13 protein-coding genes and 1 pseudogene are annotated in these 16,176 nt (G+C 64.6%); 12 read left to right on the plus strand and 2 right to left on the minus strand.

The features are described from left to right. The 8 genes and pseudogenes from WMO64_RS07880 to WMO64_RS07915 form a co-directional block, all read left to right on the plus strand. The coding region (locus WMO64_RS07880; protein WP_349231679.1) for an amidohydrolase family protein at nucleotides 1-132 on the plus strand (132 nt) is incomplete at its 5' end. Nucleotides 133-293: 161 nt separating this feature from the next. Further along, the gene (locus tag WMO64_RS07885) at nucleotides 294-2,033 is read left to right on the plus strand and encodes a glycoside hydrolase family 35 protein (RefSeq protein ID WP_349231627.1); all 1,740 of its coding nucleotides are present in this window, start codon (nucleotides 294-296) and stop codon (nucleotides 2,031-2,033) included. A gap of 72 nt (nucleotides 2,034-2,105) precedes the next feature. After that, nucleotides 2,106-4,292, plus strand: coding sequence for a DNA topoisomerase III (locus WMO64_RS07890; RefSeq protein WP_349231628.1), 2,187 nt, complete (start codon nucleotides 2,106-2,108; stop codon nucleotides 4,290-4,292). 249 nt (nucleotides 4,293-4,541) lie between these two features. Beyond that, nucleotides 4,542-4,802 (plus strand): HPr family phosphocarrier protein, encoded by a 261-nt coding sequence (locus WMO64_RS07895; RefSeq protein ID WP_294520026.1) that lies wholly within the window; start codon nucleotides 4,542-4,544, stop codon nucleotides 4,800-4,802. Nucleotides 4,803-4,829: 27 nt separating this feature from the next. Then, nucleotides 4,830-5,240 carry a hypothetical protein gene (locus tag WMO64_RS07900; protein ID WP_349231629.1) on the plus strand — a complete coding sequence of 137 codons (411 nt, stop codon included), beginning with the start codon at nucleotides 4,830-4,832 and terminating at the stop codon, nucleotides 5,238-5,240. Nucleotides 5,241-5,345: 105 nt separating this feature from the next. Further along, nucleotides 5,346-6,137, plus strand: a pseudogene (locus WMO64_RS07905) (alcohol dehydrogenase catalytic domain-containing protein); the annotation flags it as partial. Between the two features lie 76 nt (nucleotides 6,138-6,213). Then, nucleotides 6,214-6,360, plus strand: coding sequence for a hypothetical protein (locus WMO64_RS07910; protein WP_349231630.1), 147 nt, complete (start codon nucleotides 6,214-6,216; stop codon nucleotides 6,358-6,360). 15 nt (nucleotides 6,361-6,375) lie between these two features. Beyond that, complete coding sequence (locus tag WMO64_RS07915) at nucleotides 6,376-7,539, plus strand: iron-containing alcohol dehydrogenase (RefSeq protein WP_349231631.1); 1,164 nt, start codon at nucleotides 6,376-6,378, stop codon at nucleotides 7,537-7,539. A gap of 54 nt (nucleotides 7,540-7,593) precedes the next feature. On the opposite strand, the gene WMO64_RS07920 is transcribed toward WMO64_RS07915, so the two are convergent. Beyond that, entirely contained in the window at nucleotides 7,594-7,806 is a 213-nt protein-coding gene (locus WMO64_RS07920; RefSeq protein WP_349231632.1) for a DUF378 domain-containing protein, read from the minus strand. 265 nt (nucleotides 7,807-8,071) lie between these two features. Here WMO64_RS07920 and WMO64_RS07925 point away from each other — a divergent pair, with 265 nt between their 5' ends. Together WMO64_RS07925 and WMO64_RS07930 are read left to right on the plus strand one after the other, a co-directional pair. After that, the gene (locus tag WMO64_RS07925) at nucleotides 8,072-9,943 is read left to right on the plus strand and encodes a purple acid phosphatase family protein (protein WP_349231633.1); all 1,872 of its coding nucleotides are present in this window, start codon (nucleotides 8,072-8,074) and stop codon (nucleotides 9,941-9,943) included. 147 nt (nucleotides 9,944-10,090) lie between these two features. After that, nucleotides 10,091-11,227, plus strand: a complete 1,137-nt coding sequence (locus WMO64_RS07930) for a YibE/F family protein (protein WP_349231634.1) — start codon at nucleotides 10,091-10,093, stop codon at nucleotides 11,225-11,227. A gap of 55 nt (nucleotides 11,228-11,282) precedes the next feature. On the opposite strand, the gene WMO64_RS07935 is transcribed toward WMO64_RS07930, so the two are convergent. Further along, nucleotides 11,283-12,713: an MATE family efflux transporter gene (locus WMO64_RS07935; RefSeq protein ID WP_294520067.1), complete on the minus strand. Its 1,431-nt coding sequence runs from the start codon at nucleotides 12,711-12,713 to the stop codon at nucleotides 11,283-11,285. A gap of 212 nt (nucleotides 12,714-12,925) precedes the next feature. Here WMO64_RS07935 and WMO64_RS07940 point away from each other — a divergent pair, with 212 nt between their 5' ends. Together WMO64_RS07940 and WMO64_RS07945 are read left to right on the plus strand one after the other, a co-directional pair. Beyond that, nucleotides 12,926-13,585 (plus strand): stage II sporulation protein R, encoded by a 660-nt coding sequence (locus WMO64_RS07940; protein ID WP_349231635.1) that lies wholly within the window; start codon nucleotides 12,926-12,928, stop codon nucleotides 13,583-13,585. A 213-nt stretch (nucleotides 13,586-13,798) separates the two neighbouring features. Then, nucleotides 13,799-16,174: an endonuclease MutS2 gene (locus WMO64_RS07945; RefSeq protein ID WP_349231636.1), complete on the plus strand. Its 2,376-nt coding sequence runs from the start codon at nucleotides 13,799-13,801 to the stop codon at nucleotides 16,172-16,174. Nucleotides 16,175-16,176: the final 2 nt, after the last annotated feature.

Raw genomic sequence — 16,176 nt, forward strand, 5'->3', positions numbered from 1 at the left:
AACCCGGCCCGGGCCATCGGCATCTACAGCCGGTGCGGCAGCCTGGAGAGCGGCAAGTGGGCCAACGTGGTGCTGCTCAACAGAGACCTGTCCATCCGCAACGTGATCTTCAAGGGCGAAGTAGTGAAATAACCGCACAGTTGTGCAAAAATAGCCGTCCCGGTTGGGGACGGCTATTTTTTTATCCGGGCGGAACAGGGCGCGGCCTGACGATTGCCGGGAACGCGCCGTTGTGGTAAGATGGTCCACAGCACAGGGGCGGCGCCATGCCGTCCCGGACAGGGAGGCATCATATGAGCCGCTTTGAAATCAGAGAGCAATTCTACCTGGACGGCGCGCCCTTCAAAATCATCTCGGGCGCCATCCACTACTTCCGGGTCCACCCGGCCTACTGGCGGGACCGGCTGGAGAAGCTGCGGGCCATGGGCTGCAACTGCGTGGAGACCTATGTGCCCTGGAACCTCCATGAGCCTGCGCCGGGACAGTTCCGCTTTGAGGGCGGGCTGGACCTGGCCGCCTTTCTGCGCACGGCCCAGGCGGTGGGACTGTACGCCATCGTCCGCCCCTCGCCCTACATCTGCGCCGAGTGGGAGTTCGGCGGTCTGCCCGCCTGGCTGCTGTCCGGGGAGGATATGCCCCTCCGGTCCTCCGAGGGCCCCTTTCTCTCCCACGTGGCCAGGTACTACAGGCGGCTCTTCCAGGAGCTGGCCCCCATGCAGATCGACCGGGGCGGGCCGGTGCTCCTGATGCAGGTGGAGAATGAGTTCGGCGTCTGGGGCAGGGAGGACCCGGCCTACCTGGAGGGCCTGGCCGGGCTGATGCGGGAGAACGGCGCCACCGTGCCCTTCATCACGGCGGACAACCTGGACGAGCACGCCCTGGACCGGGGCGGCATGGTCGGCGCGCTGTCCACCGTCAACTTCGGCTCCGGCGCAGCGGAGAAGCTGGAGGTGCTCCGGCCCCACGCCAAGGGCGGCCCGCTGATGGTCACCGAGTTCTGGGTGGGGTGGTTTGACGCCTGGGGGGACGTGCACCACACCGCCGGGGCGAAGGAGAACGCCGCCGACCTGGATGAGATCCTGCGCCGGGGCAGCGTGAACTTCTACATGTTCCACGGCGGCACCAACCCGGGGCTGTACAACGGCTCCAACTACTTTGACCACCTCACCCCCGACGTGACCTCCTACGACTACGGCTCCCCCCTCACCGAGGACGGCCGGGAGACGGAGAAATACCGGGCCTTCCAGCGGGTCATCGGGAAATACGCCCCCATCCCCCGGGTAGAGCTGACCACGGAGATCGTCCGCCGGGGCTACGGCGCTCTGGAGGCGTCGGGCCGGGTGGGCCTCTTTGACGCCCTGGACAGTCTGGGACAGCCCGTGGCGCTGGACACCCCCAGATCCATGGAGCGGCTGGGCCAGAGCTGCGGGTATATCCTCTACCGGACCACCCTGCCCGCAGGGACCCGGGCCAAGTGTCTGGAACTGACAAACGCGGCGGACCGGGCCTTGATTTTCCTGGACGGCGTGCCGGCGCTCACCCTGATGGACCGGGCGCTGGAGGGCCCCCACAGCGTGGACTGGGCGCTGGAGCGTGACACCCGCCTGGACATCCTGGTGGAGAACCTGGGCCGGGTGAACTACGGCCCCAGGATGGCCCGGCAGCGCAAGGGCATCGACGGTCCGGTGCTGCTGGACGGCGTGCCGGTGACCGATTGGCAGGCCTGGCCCCTGTCCATGGAGGGACTGAAGGGCCTGAAGTTCGGAGGCCGGGCGGCGGGCCCCGCCTTCTACCGCTTCACCTTCCGCCCGGAGGAGCGGGGGGACACCTTCCTGGACACCACGGGCTGGGGCAAGGGCTGCGCCCTGCTCAACGGGGTGAATATCGGCCGCTTCTGGGACATCGGCCCCCAGCGCAGGCTGTACATCCCCGGCCCCATGCTCAGAGAGGGGGAGAACGAGCTCATCCTCTTCGAGAGCGAGGGGAGGGCGCCCGGAACCGTGACCCTGGCGGCGGAGCCCGACCTGGGCTGAGGGGGCGGATTGCCTTTTTCCCGCCGCCGGGTTATACTGTTGCTATGACTTCGAAAAAGGAGCGTGAGGACGGTGTCCAAGACGCTGGTACTGGCAGAAAAACCCTCTGTGGGCCGGGAGCTGGCCCGGGTGCTGGGCTGCAAACACCAGGGAGAGGGCTGCCTGGAGGGGGACCGATATGTGGTCACCTGGGCCCTGGGCCATCTGGTGGAGCTGTCGCCCCCGGAGGAGTACGACAAGGCCTGGGCCAAGTGGGACATGCTCACCCTGCCCATGCTGCCCGAGAAGATGAAGACCCAGGTCATCCCCCAGACCGGCCGCCAGTTCCGGGCCGTCCAGGCCCTCATGCGCCGGGGAGACATCTCCGACCTGGTCATCGCCACCGACTCGGGCCGCGAGGGCGAGCTGGTGGCCCGGTGGATCATGGAGAAGGCGGGCTGGAAGAAGCCGGCCAAACGGCTGTGGATCTCCTCCCAGACCGACAAGGCCATCAAGGAGGGCTTCGCCCACCTGCGCCCGGCATCGGAGTACGACAACCTGTTCCGCTCCGCCCGGGCCCGCAGCGAGGCCGACTGGCTGGTGGGCCTGAACGTGACCAGGGCCCTGACCTGCAAGTTCAACGCCCAGCTCTCCGCCGGGCGGGTCCAGACCCCCACCCTGGCCCTTATCGTGGACCGGGAGCAGGAGATCCGCCGGTTCGTGCCCAAGGACTTCTTCACCCTGGTGGCCAAAACTCCCGGCTTCACTGCCACCTGGCGGGACAAGAAGGGCCAGGCCAGGATCTTTGACCGGGCGCAGGCCGAGGCTCTGGCCAAGAAGCTGGAGGGCAAGACCGGCGTGCTCACCCAGGTGAAGAAGACCTGGAAGCAGACCCCGCCGCCCCCGGCCTACGACCTGACCGAGCTCCAGCGGGACGCCAACCGGAAGTACGCCTACTCCGCCAAGGAGACGCTGTCCATCATGCAGAATCTCTACGAGATTCACAAGGTGCTCACCTACCCCCGCACCGACTCCCGCTACATCTCCGACGACGTGGTGCCCACCCTGCCGGAGCGTCTACGCAGCGTGATGGTGGACGAGTACAAGCCCCTGGCCCAGCAGATCATGCGCAATCGTCCCCTCCAGACCCGGTATCTGGTCAACAACGCCAAGGTCACCGACCACCACGCCATCATCCCCACCGAGGAGCAGCCCGACCTGTGGCGGCTCACCGGGCCGGAGCGGAACATCTACGACCTGGTGGTCCGCCGGTTCCTGGCGGTGCTGCTGCCCCCCTTCACCTACGAGGAGATCCGCCTGACCATGACGGTGGACGGGGAGACCTTCACCGCCCGGGGCAAGATCGTGAAGGACCAGGGCTGGAAGGCGGCCTACAGCCGCTTCACCCTGGAGGAGGACGAGGGCGCCGCCGAGGACGAGGACGCGGAGCAGAACCTGCCGCCCCTGAGCCAGGGGGACAAGATCAAGCTGACCGGGCTGCAGATCAACGCGGGCAAGACGGCGCCCCCCAAGCGGTACACCGAGGCCACCCTCCTCACCGCCATGGAGCACCCCCAGGCCCAGGTGAAGGACGCGGAGCAGTCCCGCATCCTGGAGGAGACCGGCGGCCTGGGCACCCCGGCCACCCGGGCGGACATCATCGAGAAGCTGTTCTCCGCCTTCTACATCGAGCGGCGGGGCAAGGAGCTCTATCCCACCTCCAAGGGTATCCAGGTGGTGGAGCTGGCCCCTTCCGACCTGCGCAGCGCCCAGCTCACCGCCAAATGGGAGAAGCGGCTGGGGGATATCGCCCAGGGCAGGGAGAAGGAGAGCGCCTTTGTGGGGGAGATGCGGTCCTACGCCTCCCGGCTGGTGAGCGAGGTCAAGGCCAGCGACGCGTCCTACCACCACGACAACCAGACCCGCACCCCATGCCCCGACTGCGGCAAGTACCTGCTCAAGGTCAAGACCAAGCGGGGGGAGATGCTGGTGTGTCCCGACCGGGAGTGCGGCTACCGCCGCAGCGTCAAGCAGATCACCAACGCCCGCTGCCCCAACTGCCATAAGAAGATGGAGCTGCGGGGCGAGGGGGAGAAGCAGATGTTCGCCTGTGTGTGCGGCTACCGGGAGAAGCTGAGCGACTTCAAGAAGCGCCGCTCGGAGAAATCAGCAGGCAAGGGGGATGTGCGCCGCTATTTGGAGCAGCAGGACCGCCGGGAGGAGCAGGGCTCCTCGGCCATGGCGGAGCAGCTGAAGAAGTGGCTGGAGCAGAACAAATAGAATACGGGGCACAGGATGAAACAGAATGGAGCCATGGGAAGACCATGGCTCCATTTTTTGAACATCGGGTTGGACCGTGTAAGAATTGGGCCATAAGGAGGGCTGATATGCTTTTTGCACAATGTCGGAAAAATAACACGCATTGATTTGGTAATGTTCAACAGGAGGGCGGCGTGCTAAGATGAGGTCAATCAAAAAAGAGAACCTTTCCATAGGGAAAACAGCAGAACAGAAAGGATGGAACTCATTATGTACGAGGAAAAAATCACCATTCAGAATCAGAGCGGCCTGCACGCCCGTCCGGCCTCCGAGCTGGTCGAGGTCAGCTCCAAGTACGCAAGCGACATTATCCTGGTCCATGAGGACGACGAGATCAATGCCAAGAGCATCATCAGCGTGCTCTCCGGCGGCATCCTGCCCGGTATGGAGGTTATGCTCCAGGTGGAGGGGAGCGATGAGCGGGAGGCGGCCCAGGCGGTCTCCGCGCTGCTGCACAATCTGCCCGACTGACGAGACAAATGGAATGGAGGAGCGCAAGTGGAATTAAAGAGCCGACAGACCTATATCCTGCGCAGTCTGCTGGATGCGGAACAGGGCCTGACCTCCTCCTACCTGCTTCAGGTACTTGGCATTGCCAAACGGACCTTTTACTATGACGTGGAGAAGATCAACGACTATCTGGCGCAGTACCGGATGGGCCGCCTGGTGATCGGCGGGCAGCGCATCCGGGCGGAGATCTCCGACCGGGCGGCCCTGGACCGCCAGCTGCGCAAGAACAGCAGTTACTTCTTCTCCGTCGCCGAGCGCCGGGCCATGGAGATCCTCTACATCGCAGTGGGCGCCCCCGTCGTCCTCACCGGCGAGGAGATGGCCGCCGTCCGGGTGCGGATGCAGAGCTACGGCCAGGCCAAGAAGCCCGGCGAGCCCAAGGATACGGTGGGCTACTGAGCGCGTAACAGGGCGTGAGCCCATCCGGTGTCCGCAGGCGGGTTTCCGCCTGCGGACATACTTAATCAGGGAGGCTGACAGATGAACGGAACCATGAAGCAGGCCATGCTGTTCGGCGTGGAGGACATCCGCATAATAGAGCAGCCCATTCCCGATCCCGGCCCGGGGGAGGTGCTGGTAAAAAACAGGATCTCCACCACCTGCGGTACGGATGTGAAAAATTTCAGGCGGGGCTACCCGCTCCTCAAGCCGCCCCACCCCTATGGACATGAGTTCTCCGGCGTGGTGGCCGCCGTGGGCGCGGGCGTGGAGCACGTGAAGGAGGGGGACCGGGTGGCCTGCCACAACACCGCCCCCTGCGGCCGCTGCTACTACTGCAAGCACGGCCAGCCCTTCATGTGCGAGACACTGACCTACTGCCGGGGGACCTACGCGGAGTATGTCAAGGTCCCGGCGCCCATTGTGGCACAGAACATGTTCGTCATTCCGGACAGCCTCTCCCACAAGGCGGCCTCCCTGATGGAGCCCTTCTCCTGCGCGGTCTACGGCATTGAGAACTGCCCCATTGCCCTGGGCGACTTTGTGGTGGTCAACGGCGCGGGACCCATCGGCCTGATGTTCGCCCGGCTGGCGGTGCTCCGGGGCGCCAAAGTGCTGGTGACTGACATGGTGCCCAGCCGCCTGGAGACGGCCCGCCGTCTGGGCGTGTGGAAGGCGCTGGATCTCACCGGCGTGGAGGACACGGTGGCCGCCGTCCGGGCGCTCACCGACCGGGAGCGGGGCGCCGACGTGGTCATTGAGGCCACCGGGCTCATTCAGGTCTGGGAGACCAGCGTGAAGATGGCCCGGAAGGGGGGCTTTGTGCTCCTCTTCGGCGGCACAAAGGCGGGCAGCGTGCTCCACGTGGACGCCACCCTGCTCCACTACTCCCAGCTCACCGTCAAGGGCGTGTACCACACCACCCCCCGCCCATGTGGCGGCGGCGCTGGAGCTGCTGAAGCTGGGGGTCATCTCGGCGGAGGATTTTATTCAGAACGAGTATCCCATGGACCAGCTGGAGGCCGCCATCCGGGAGCACGCCTCCGGCGCGGTCATCAAAAACTGTATTGTCTACGATTAAGAAGGAGGCATTCCCATGTATGGTATCAAGCTGGGCTGCGGGCATATGTACTGCGGCCAGGATGCGGTCAAGGCCCTGGCGGAGCTGACTGGGGAGCGGAAGCGGGCCTATATCGTCATGAGCGGCACCATCCAGCAGGAGCTGGGCCAGCTGAAGATGGTCACCGATGTGCTGGAGGGGGCGGGCTTCACCTGCCGGTCCTACACGGACGTGGAGCCGGAGCCCAGCTTCCAGACGGTGCTGAAGGGCGCGGCGGACATGGCCGAGTTTGCGCCCAACTGGGTCATCGGCTTTGGCGGCGGCTCCGCCATGGACGCGGCCAAGGCCATGTGGGTGTTCTACGAGAACCCGGAGTACAAGGAGCTGGAGGACGTCATGCCCCCCAACGAGATCAAGAACCTCCGGGTCAAGGCCAATCTGTGCTGCATCCCCACCTCGGCGGGCACCGGCAGCGAGGCCACCCGGGCGGCCCTCATCAAGGACACGGTAAAGAAGAAAAAATACTCCATCCGCTGCATGAAGGGCCGCCTGGTGCCCGACGTGGCGGTGCTGGACCCCATCTTTACCACCACCATGCCCAAGGGCCTGACGGCCTCCTCCGGCATGGACGCCCTGACCCACGCCATCGAGTCCTATGTGACCCCCCAGGCCAACCCCTACTCCGACGCCATGGCCATGGCCTCCTTCCGGTACGGCTATGAGAACCTGGCCGAGTGCTATGAGCACGGGGACAATCTGGAGGCCCGGGCCAACATGCTGGCCGCCTCCTGCATGGGCGGCATCGCCTTCTCCAACTGCGCCCTGGGCATCGTCCACTCCATCGCCCACACCTTCGGTGCCGAGTACGGCGTGCCCCACGGGCTGGCCAACGCCATCGTCCTGCCCTACGGCCTCCGCTTCAACATGGAGGACCCCAAGACCGCCAAGCGCTACGGAGAGCTGGCCGCCCTGGTGGGGGAGACCGACCTGCTGGAGGCGGTGATGAAGCTGCGCCGCAGGATCAACGTCCCCGAGACCATGCGCGAGGTGGTGAAGGACGAGGCGGACGTGATGGCCAAGCTGGACGCCCTGGTGGACAAGGCCTTTGCGGACGTGTGCACGCCCTTTACGCCCCGGATGCCCAGCCGGGAGGAGATGCGCAGCCTGATCCTGGAGGTCTACTACGGCGAGCGCCGGTAAGCGATCCCATAAAAAAACGGAGAAGCACAGGAAAACCTGTGCTTCTCCGTTTTTTTAAGCCTTGTCGCCGTCAGAGTCCCGGTCCCGGAACAGGAGGGAGATACACCACACGGCAGCCAGGCCGATCAGGGTGTAGATCACCCGGGAGATGGCGCTGTCGGAGCCGCCGAAGGCGAAAGCCACCAGGTCGAATCCGAAAATGCCGATGCTGCCCCAGTTGAGCCCGCCGACAATGGCCAGGATCAGGGCGATTTTATCCACAAACATTGCGAAGAGACCTCCTCAGATTGGATTCCGCGGATAGCTTCTCCCGGAAAAGGGAGGATTATACGCCGCCGCGGCAAAAAAACACTGCTGAGGCAAAATGCCGGAGACTCCAAAAAGAATTTTATTTTCCAAAATAATATAAAGTAAAATCTGGGTAAATATCCTGGAAAAGCTTTGAAAGATGCATTGAAAAAGGAAAAACACAGTGCTATATTGTCACTGGTTCCATCAGACCAAAACCAAACCGCAAAGGAAGTTGGATGAAATGCAGACAAGGAAAAAGATTCTGGCCGGTGTGCTCAGCGGCGCGCTGCTCCTGGGTGTGGGCCCTCTGGCCATGGCGGCCACTGCCAACTATAACGACGGCAGCGTCACCGGCGGCTCCGCCGAGTGGCAGGCCTGGGTGAGCGAGTGGGAGAGTGTGGCCACCGATTACACCCACGTGTCCCTGACCCCCGGCGCCAACGAGACCCAGCTCAACTTCGCCTGGTACAGCAAGACGGAGAGCGGCAAGGCGGCCACTCCTGTGGTCCACTTCGGAACAGACAAGAACAATCTGACCGCCTTCACCGGCATGTCCGCCCAGGTGGACGACAGCCTGACCGACGGCGTGGCCTATGACTACAACCACGTCACCGTCACCGGCCTGAAGGCCAACACCACCTACTACTACACGGTGGAGAAGAACGGCGTCCAGACCGAGGTCCAGGAGTACAAGACCGGCAGCTTTGACCAGGTCAAGATGCTCTACGTGGGCGACCCCCAGATCGGCGCATCCAAGGGCCAGCCCCAGAACGGCGAGGCTCTGGTAGGCGACTCCGGCGCGGCCAACACCGCCGCCCGCAACGACGCCTTCGGCTGGAACCGGACCCTGGAGATCGCCACCGAGCAGAACCCGGATGTGAACTTCATCATCTCCGCCGGCGACCAGGTCAATAAGACCGGTAAGCCCAAGGAGGAGGAGTACGCCGGCTACCTGGCTGCCGACGCCCTGGCCAGCCTGCCCGTGGCCACCGCCATCGGCAACCACGACTCCCTGAACCCCGACTACACCTACCACTTCAACAACCCCAACGCCACCGAGTACGGCCAGACCCAGGCCGGCGGCGACTACTACTACTCCTACGGCGACGGTCTGTTCATCGTGCTCAACACCAACAACTACAACGTGGCCGAGCATGAGAAGGCCATCCAGGAGGCCATTGCCTCCGACCCGGACGCTACCTGGCGTGTGGTCACCATCCACCAGGACATCTACGGCACCGGCCTGGACCACTCCGATACCGACGGCATGATCCTGCGCACCCAGCTGACCCCCATCTTTGACGAGTACGACATCGACGTGGTGCTCCAGGGCCACGACCACACCTACAGCCGCTCCAAGATGCTCTACGGCGACGGCCAGACCCACGGCACCTACGAGTTCCGCCTGAACGACGAGGGCACCGACTACGACTGGAACAACGCCTATAACACCCAGAACGACGAGAAGATCCCCCTGTACCCCGAGGAGGGCGATACCGCCGGCACCGCCGCCCACGACGCCTTCCAGGCCGACAACGGGTGCTACACCATTGAGGCCACCACCAGCAACACCGTGGTCAACCCCAAGGGCACCCTGTACATGACCGCCAACTCCGCCTCTGGCTCCAAGTTCTACGAGCTCATCAGCACCCAGCAGGACTACATCGCCGCCCGGAGCCAGAACTGGCTGCCCAGCTACTCCGTCATTGAGATGGACAGCAACTCCTTCTCCATCACCACCTACCAGATCACCGACGACGGCAAGGTGGAGGCCATTGACGACACCTTTACCATCGAGAAGAACGGCACCGGCTCCGTGGCCACCCTGAGCCAGGACGGCGAGACCTACTACCGCCTGCGTGACGTGGCCGCCTCCGTCTCCGGCACGGACAGCCAGTTCAACGTGGCCTGGGAGAACAACGGCGTGGTGGTCACCACCGGCGCCGCCTACACCGCCGCGGTGCCCGCCGCCCTGCCCACCGTCGGCTCCGCCGTCACCCTGAACCTGACCGTGAACGGCTCCGCTGTCTCCACCGGCGCTGTGCTGGCGGAGGGCAACTACTACGTCCCCGCCTCCTTCCTGGCCGCCCTGGGCGTGAGCCTGGGCGCCTGAGTCCCCCTGTTCTGAATCTTCCCCCCATATGAGCAGTGTTTTCCCGGCGGCATTGCCGCCGGGAAAATGCTGTTTATCACCCTTCGGACCGGCAGGCCGGAAAAACGTGCGTTCCGCCGGACGTCCGTGTTGAGAGAGAAAGGCTGAATGAAGTTGCATATCAAAAAGTTTTTTCTGCGCTGGGGCATCCCGCTGGTGCTGCTGGCCCTGTTCCTGCTCTTTACCGTCCGCCTCAACCAGGGCGGAAAGGTGCCGCTGGTCAGCCGGGAGGGCCAGACCTTTGAGAAGGGCGTTGTGGTGGAGATCCTCCAGGACAACCTCCAGCCCGACGGCTCCCGGGTAGGGGAGCAGCGGATGCTGGTGGAGATGACCACCGGCGTCCGAAAAGGCCAGACCCTGGAGACCACCAGCTCCTCCGGCTACCTCTTCGGCGCGGGCTGCACCGTGGGCATGAAGGTGGTGGTCATGCAGAGCGTGGCGGGGGACTCCACCATCACCAGCATCTACTCCCAGGACCGGGAGTGGGTGATCTACGCCTTTGCCGCCGCCTATCTGCTGGTGCTCTGCCTGGTGGGCGGCAAGCAGGGCCTCAAGGGCGCCCTGGGCCTGGTGTTCACCTTCTTCTGCATCATCTTCGTGTACCTGCCCCTGGTCTATCAGGGCTGGTCCCCCTTCTGGGTGGCGGTGTTCATCTGCGTGGTCACCACTCTGGTCACCATGTACCTCATCGGCGGGCCCACCAGAAAGACCCTGGTGGCCACCGGCGGCACGGTGGCGGGGGTGGTCATCGCCGGACTGGCCGCCAGCCTGTTCAGCATGGCCACCGGCATCACGGGCTGGAACGTGTCCGACATCGAGAGCCTGCTTACCCTGGCCAGCACCAGCGGCGTGCAGGTGGGCGGGCTGCTCTTCTCCGGGCTGCTCATCTCCAGCCTGGGGGCGGTGATGGACGTGGCCATGTCCATCGGCAGCGCCATCGCCGAGATCCACGCCCAGAACCCGGCCATCTCCCGGGCTGATCTGTTCAAGGCCGGCATGCACGTGGGCCGGGACATGATGGGCACCGACTCCAACACCCTGATCCTGGCCTTTGCCGGCGGCAGCGTGTCCATGCTGGTGCTGGACTACGCCTACGACCTGCCCTACCAGCAGATGATCAACTCCAACAACATCGGCATCGCCATCATGCAGGGCCTGTCGGGCAGCTTCGGCATTGTGCTGGCCGTGCCCGTCACGGTGGCGCTGGCCGTGCTGCTGTACACCTGGAGGCCTGCCAGAGCATAACAAAAAGCGGCGCACCGTATTTGACGGTGCGCCGCTTTTTCGGCGGATATTGAAATCAAATGAGTTGGATCTGCTTCCACTTGCCCTGCCAGAAGCGGACCAGGAAGAAGACGGCCCGGACCACCCAGTCGCAGAACATGGCGATCCACACGCCCAGCAGATGCAGGCCCACCATGGGGATGCCGAAGATGGCGTCCGCGCCCAGCACGTAGCTGAGGACAATGCGGCAGGCGAACATGGAGATGAGGGACACGCTCATGGTGAACATGGCGTCGCCCGCGGCCCGCAGGGCGTTGGGCAGGGTGAAGGACATGGGCCAGAAGAACAGGACGAACACGGAGTTCCACCGCAGCACCTGGGCGGCCATGGCGGCGGCGGGGGCGCTCAGGTTGAAGAGGGTGACCAGCCAGCCCGCGCCGAAGAAGAGGATGACCGCCATGGTGCCCATGGAGAGGTAGGCCATGATCATCAGCTTGCGGGTGTAGCGGACGGCCTGGTCCAGGAACTGGGCGCCCACGCACTGGCCCACCACAGTGACCATGGCCAGGCCGATGGCCTGACCGGGCACGTTGATGACGCCGGCCGCGCTGTTGGCGATGGCGTTGGCGGCCACGGCGGAGCCCACCACCGCCAGGTTGACCCCGGCGTCAAAGGAGGTGATGAGGCTGAGCACCACCAGCTTGCCCACCTGGAACAGGCCGTTCTCCAGGCCGGTGGGGATGCCGATGGTGAGGATGCGCCGCACCATGACCCAGTGGAACTCGGGGCGGAACATGTGGTGGATGCGCAGGACGCAGTCCCGGTGCTGGAGCAGGAACAGGATGATCACCGCCGCCACGATGCGGGAGGTGAGGGTGCCGATGCCGGCGCCCAGAGAGCCCATGTTGAAGCCGAAGATCAGGATGGCGTTGACGGTGATGTTGACGATGTTGACGATGAGGGAGTTGAACATGGACACCTTGGAGTTGCCCATGGAGCGGAACAGGGCCGCGCCGGCGTTGTACAGGGCCATGAAGGGGTAGGCCAGAGCGGTGGAGATAAAGTAGAGCAGGGCGGAGTCCATGACGTCGTCGTTGATGTTGCCGAAGAGCAGGAAGAGCAGATGCTCCCGGAAGATGAGGCACAGGGCCATGATCACCAGGGAGAGCACGGTCACCGCATACAGCAGCTGCTTGGCGGCGGTCCTGGCGTGCTCGGGCTCCTTGCGGCCCAGGTACTGGGACACCACCACCGCGCCGCCGGTACTGAGGGCGGCGAAGATCTGAAGCATCAGGGTGTTGATGTTGTCCACCAGGGAGACGCCGGAGACGGCGGCCTCACCGGCCGTGGTGACCATCACCGTATCCGCCATGCCCACGGACATCAAAAGAAATTGCTCGATCACCAGCGGAATGATCAGCCGTACCAGCATCTGGCGGCTAAACAGCGGTTTGTTCTGCGGGGGCTGTACTTGCTCAGTGCATTTGACTTGCGTCTGCTGCTCCATCTCCGCGCCCTTCTCCTTCCATATGTACCAAATTTCCTGATAGGGATAAACCACTATTCTACCACTCAATGGATGATTTACAAGGTGTGTTTTACACAAATTTTACCCACATTTCCTGCCGGCTGTATAAAGAACAGACAGGTTGTCCACAATAGACCTGCGCCGGACAGACGGCGCGCAAGAAATGATTACATATTGGATGGTGGTATCCTGTGTTTGGACGGAATGGAAAGCATGGCGGGCACAGCCTCCGGCGGTGGGAGCTGGCGCTGCTGCTGGGGGTTGCGGTGGCGGCACTGGCCGGTGGCGCGCTGGGGGCGGAGCAGTCCGCCCTGGCGGACAAGGTCATCCGGCTCCACGTCATCGCCAACTCAGACGACCCGGCGGACCAGGCCCTCAAGCTCCAGGTCCGGGACCGCATCCTGGCCGAGGCGGGTGATCTGTTTGACCAGGGCCTGACCCGGGCGGAGGCGGAGGCGGCCATCACGGCCCGGCTGGGCGACCTGGCGGCCGCGGGGGCGGAGACGGTGGAAGAGGCGGGGTACGATTACCCGGTCACCGCGTCTCTGGAGGAGAACGTGTGGTTTCCCACCAAGGAGTACGAGGACTTCGCCCTGCCCGCCGGGGAGTACACCGCCCTGCGCATCGTCATCGGCGAGGGCGGCGGACAGAACTGGTGGTGCGTGGTGTTCCCGCCCCTGTGCCTGGGGTCGGTCACCGAGACCACGGCCGAGACCGCCGCGTCCGCCGGCTTCAGCCAGGACGAGATCTCCCTCATCACCGGCGAGAACGAGGGGTATGTGGTCAAGTTCAAGGCCATGGAGCTGTGGGACCGGTTCTGTGCCTGGCTGGACGGACAATCAGGACAATAGAGGAGACAAGACAGCGGCGGAGCAGCGCTCCGCCGCTGTCTTTGCCGTCTATGGAGGGGCTCGCTGTCCGCCGTGAGCCGGGGGTAGATAAGTCTGGAAAAATAGTGTATGATAATAAGCGCCGAATCAACTGCCTTGCGGTTTGCGTGAGGCGGACGCTTCACAATACGTATCCATAAAACCGCAGAGGAATTTTTCCGTGAGGTATGTTTTATGACCGACTTATTTGAGAAATCCATCCACACCCTGGAGCTGCCCCGGGTGCTGGAAAAGCTGGCCGGGCAGGCGGTGACCGAGGAGGGCAAGGAGCGCTGCATGGCCCTGCGCCCCCTCACCGATGCCGACGACGTCCAGCGCCTCCAGGCTGAGACCACCGCCGCCGTGAACATGACCGCCCTGCGGGGCAGCCCGTCCCTGTCCGGGGTGAAGCCGGTGGCGGCCTCCCTCCAGCGGGCGGACATGGGCGGAGCCCTCAACACCCGGGAGCTGCTGGACATCGCCGCCGTGCTCAAGGCCGCCCGGGCCGCCCGGGACTACGCCGCCGGCGAGAACAACGGCAAGACCTGCATCGACCATCTCTTCGCCTCCCTCACCGCCAACCGGTTCCTGGAGGACAAGATCACCGGCTCCATTCTGGGGGAGAACGAGATCGCCGACTCGGCCAGCCCGGAGCTGGCCTCCATCCGGCGGCACATCCGGGCCACCTCCGCCAAGGTGCGGGACATCCTCCAGAAGCTCATCTCCTCTTCCCAGGCCAAGTACCTCCAGGAGCCCATCATCACCATGCGCTCCGACCGGTACGTGGTGCCGGTGCGCTCCGAGTGCAAGAACGACGTGCCCGGCCTGGTCCACGACGTGTCCTCCTCCGGCGGCACCTTCTTCATCGAGCCCATGGGCGTGGTGAAGGCCAACAACGAGCTGCGGGAGCTCCAGGCCGACGAGGAGAAGGAGATCGACCGCATCCTGGCTGAGCTCTCCGCCGAGTGCGCCGCCCACCGGGAGGACATTGCCCAGGACTACGACCTGCTCATCATGCTGGACGTGATCTTTGCCCGGGCCAAGCTGTCCTACCGGATGCGGGCCTGCGAGCCCAGGATCGTGGAGCGGGGCATCTGCCTGCGGCAGGCCCGGCACCCCCTGCTGGACCCCAACAAGGCGGTGGCCAACGACCTGTACCTGGGCGGGGACTTCGACACACTGGTCATCACCGGCCCTAACACCGGCGGCAAGACGGTCACCCTGAAGACCATCGGCCTGCTGACCCTGATGGCCCAGTGCGGCCTCCACATCCCGGTGGCGGACGACAGCACGGTGATGATCTTCGACCGGGTGCTGGCCGACATCGGCGACGAGCAGTCCATCGCCCAGAGCCTGTCCACCTTCTCCTCCCACATGGTGAACATCGTGGGCATCCTGAAGGAGGCGGACGACAAGACCCTCATCCTCTTCGACGAGCTGGGGGCGGGCACCGACCCGGTGGAGGGCGCGGCTCTGGCCGCCGCCATCATCGAGCAGTCCCGGGAGCTGGGGGCCCTGGTGGCCGCCACCACCCACTACGCCGAGCTGAAGGTGTACGCCATGACCACCCCGGGGGTGGAGAACGCCTCCTGCGAGTTTGACGTCAACTCCCTGGCCCCCACCTACCGGCTCCTCATCGGCATCCCGGGCAAGTCCAACGCCTTCGCCATCTCCGAGCGGCTGGGCCTGCCCAAGGAGATCATCGACAAGGCCTCCGCCCGCATCGACGCGGAGAACGTCCGCTTTGAGGACGTGATCACCCGGCTGGAGCAGCAGCGCCAGCAGATGGAGCAGGAGAAGGACCAGGCCCGGAAGCTGCGCCGGGAGATGGAGGACTCCGCCCGGGTGGCCCGGGAGTACCGGGACAAGCTGGAGAAGGAGCGGTCCAAGGCTGTGGAGAAGGCCCAGGCGGAGGCCCGGGCCATTCTGGACGAGGCGCGGAATACGGCTGACAGCGTGTTCAAGGAGCTCAACGAGATGCGCCGCCGCCAGCGGAAGGAAGAGGACTGGCAGAAGGTGAACGAGGAGCGGGCGGGGCTGCGCCAGCGGCTCAACCAGGCGGAGGACGCCCTGGGCGCCCGGCCTGAGGAGCCCGCGCCGCCGCCCACCCGTCCCGCCAAAGTGGGGGATACGGTGGAGCTGGTGAAGATGGGGGGCACCAGGGCCCAGGTACTGGCCGTCAACAAGGACGGCAGCCTCCAGCTCCAGGCCGGTATTCTGAAGATCACCGCCAAGCAGGAGGAGGTGCGTGTGGCCGAGGAGGACGGCAGCAAGAAGCAGGCCCAGCGGATCATCCACCGGGCGGAGCGGCAGCTGCGCACCGTGGGGGCCTCCTCGGAGGTGGACCTGCGGGGCATGACCACCGACGAGGCTGTGGCCGCCCTGGACCTGTTTCTGGACAACGCCATGCTGGCCAAGCTGGAGAGCGTCACCATCATCCACGGCAAGGGCACCGGCGCGGTGCGCAAGGCGGTGCGGGAGCACCTGAAGCGCAGCCGGTATGTGAAGTCCTTCCGCCCCGGACGCTATGGGGAAGGAGAGGACGGCGTAACGGTGGCGGAGCTGCGGTAAAG

This window comes from Pseudoflavonifractor intestinihominis, from assembly GCF_040096055.1.
In the GTDB taxonomy this organism is placed as follows: domain Bacteria; phylum Bacillota; class Clostridia; order Oscillospirales; family Oscillospiraceae; genus Pseudoflavonifractor; species Pseudoflavonifractor intestinihominis.

Coding starts and splice junctions, on each gene's coding strand:
- WMO64_RS07885 (WP_349231627.1), top strand. CDS start 294: ATGAGCCGCTTTGAAATCAGAGAGCAATTCTACCTGGACGGCGCGCCC.
- WMO64_RS07895 (WP_294520026.1), top strand. CDS start 4,542: ATGTACGAGGAAAAAATCACCATTCAGAATCAGAGCGGCCTGCACGCC.
- WMO64_RS07920 (WP_349231632.1), bottom strand. CDS start 7,806: ATGTTTGTGGATAAAATCGCCCTGATCCTGGCCATTGTCGGCGGGCTC.
- WMO64_RS07930 (WP_349231634.1), top strand. CDS start 10,091: ATGAAGTTGCATATCAAAAAGTTTTTTCTGCGCTGGGGCATCCCGCTG.
- WMO64_RS07915 (WP_349231631.1), top strand. CDS start 6,376: ATGTATGGTATCAAGCTGGGCTGCGGGCATATGTACTGCGGCCAGGAT.
- WMO64_RS07925 (WP_349231633.1), top strand. CDS start 8,072: ATGCAGACAAGGAAAAAGATTCTGGCCGGTGTGCTCAGCGGCGCGCTG.
- WMO64_RS07945 (WP_349231636.1), top strand. CDS start 13,799: ATGACCGACTTATTTGAGAAATCCATCCACACCCTGGAGCTGCCCCGG.
- WMO64_RS07935 (WP_294520067.1), bottom strand. CDS start 12,713: ATGGAGCAGCAGACGCAAGTCAAATGCACTGAGCAAGTACAGCCCCCG.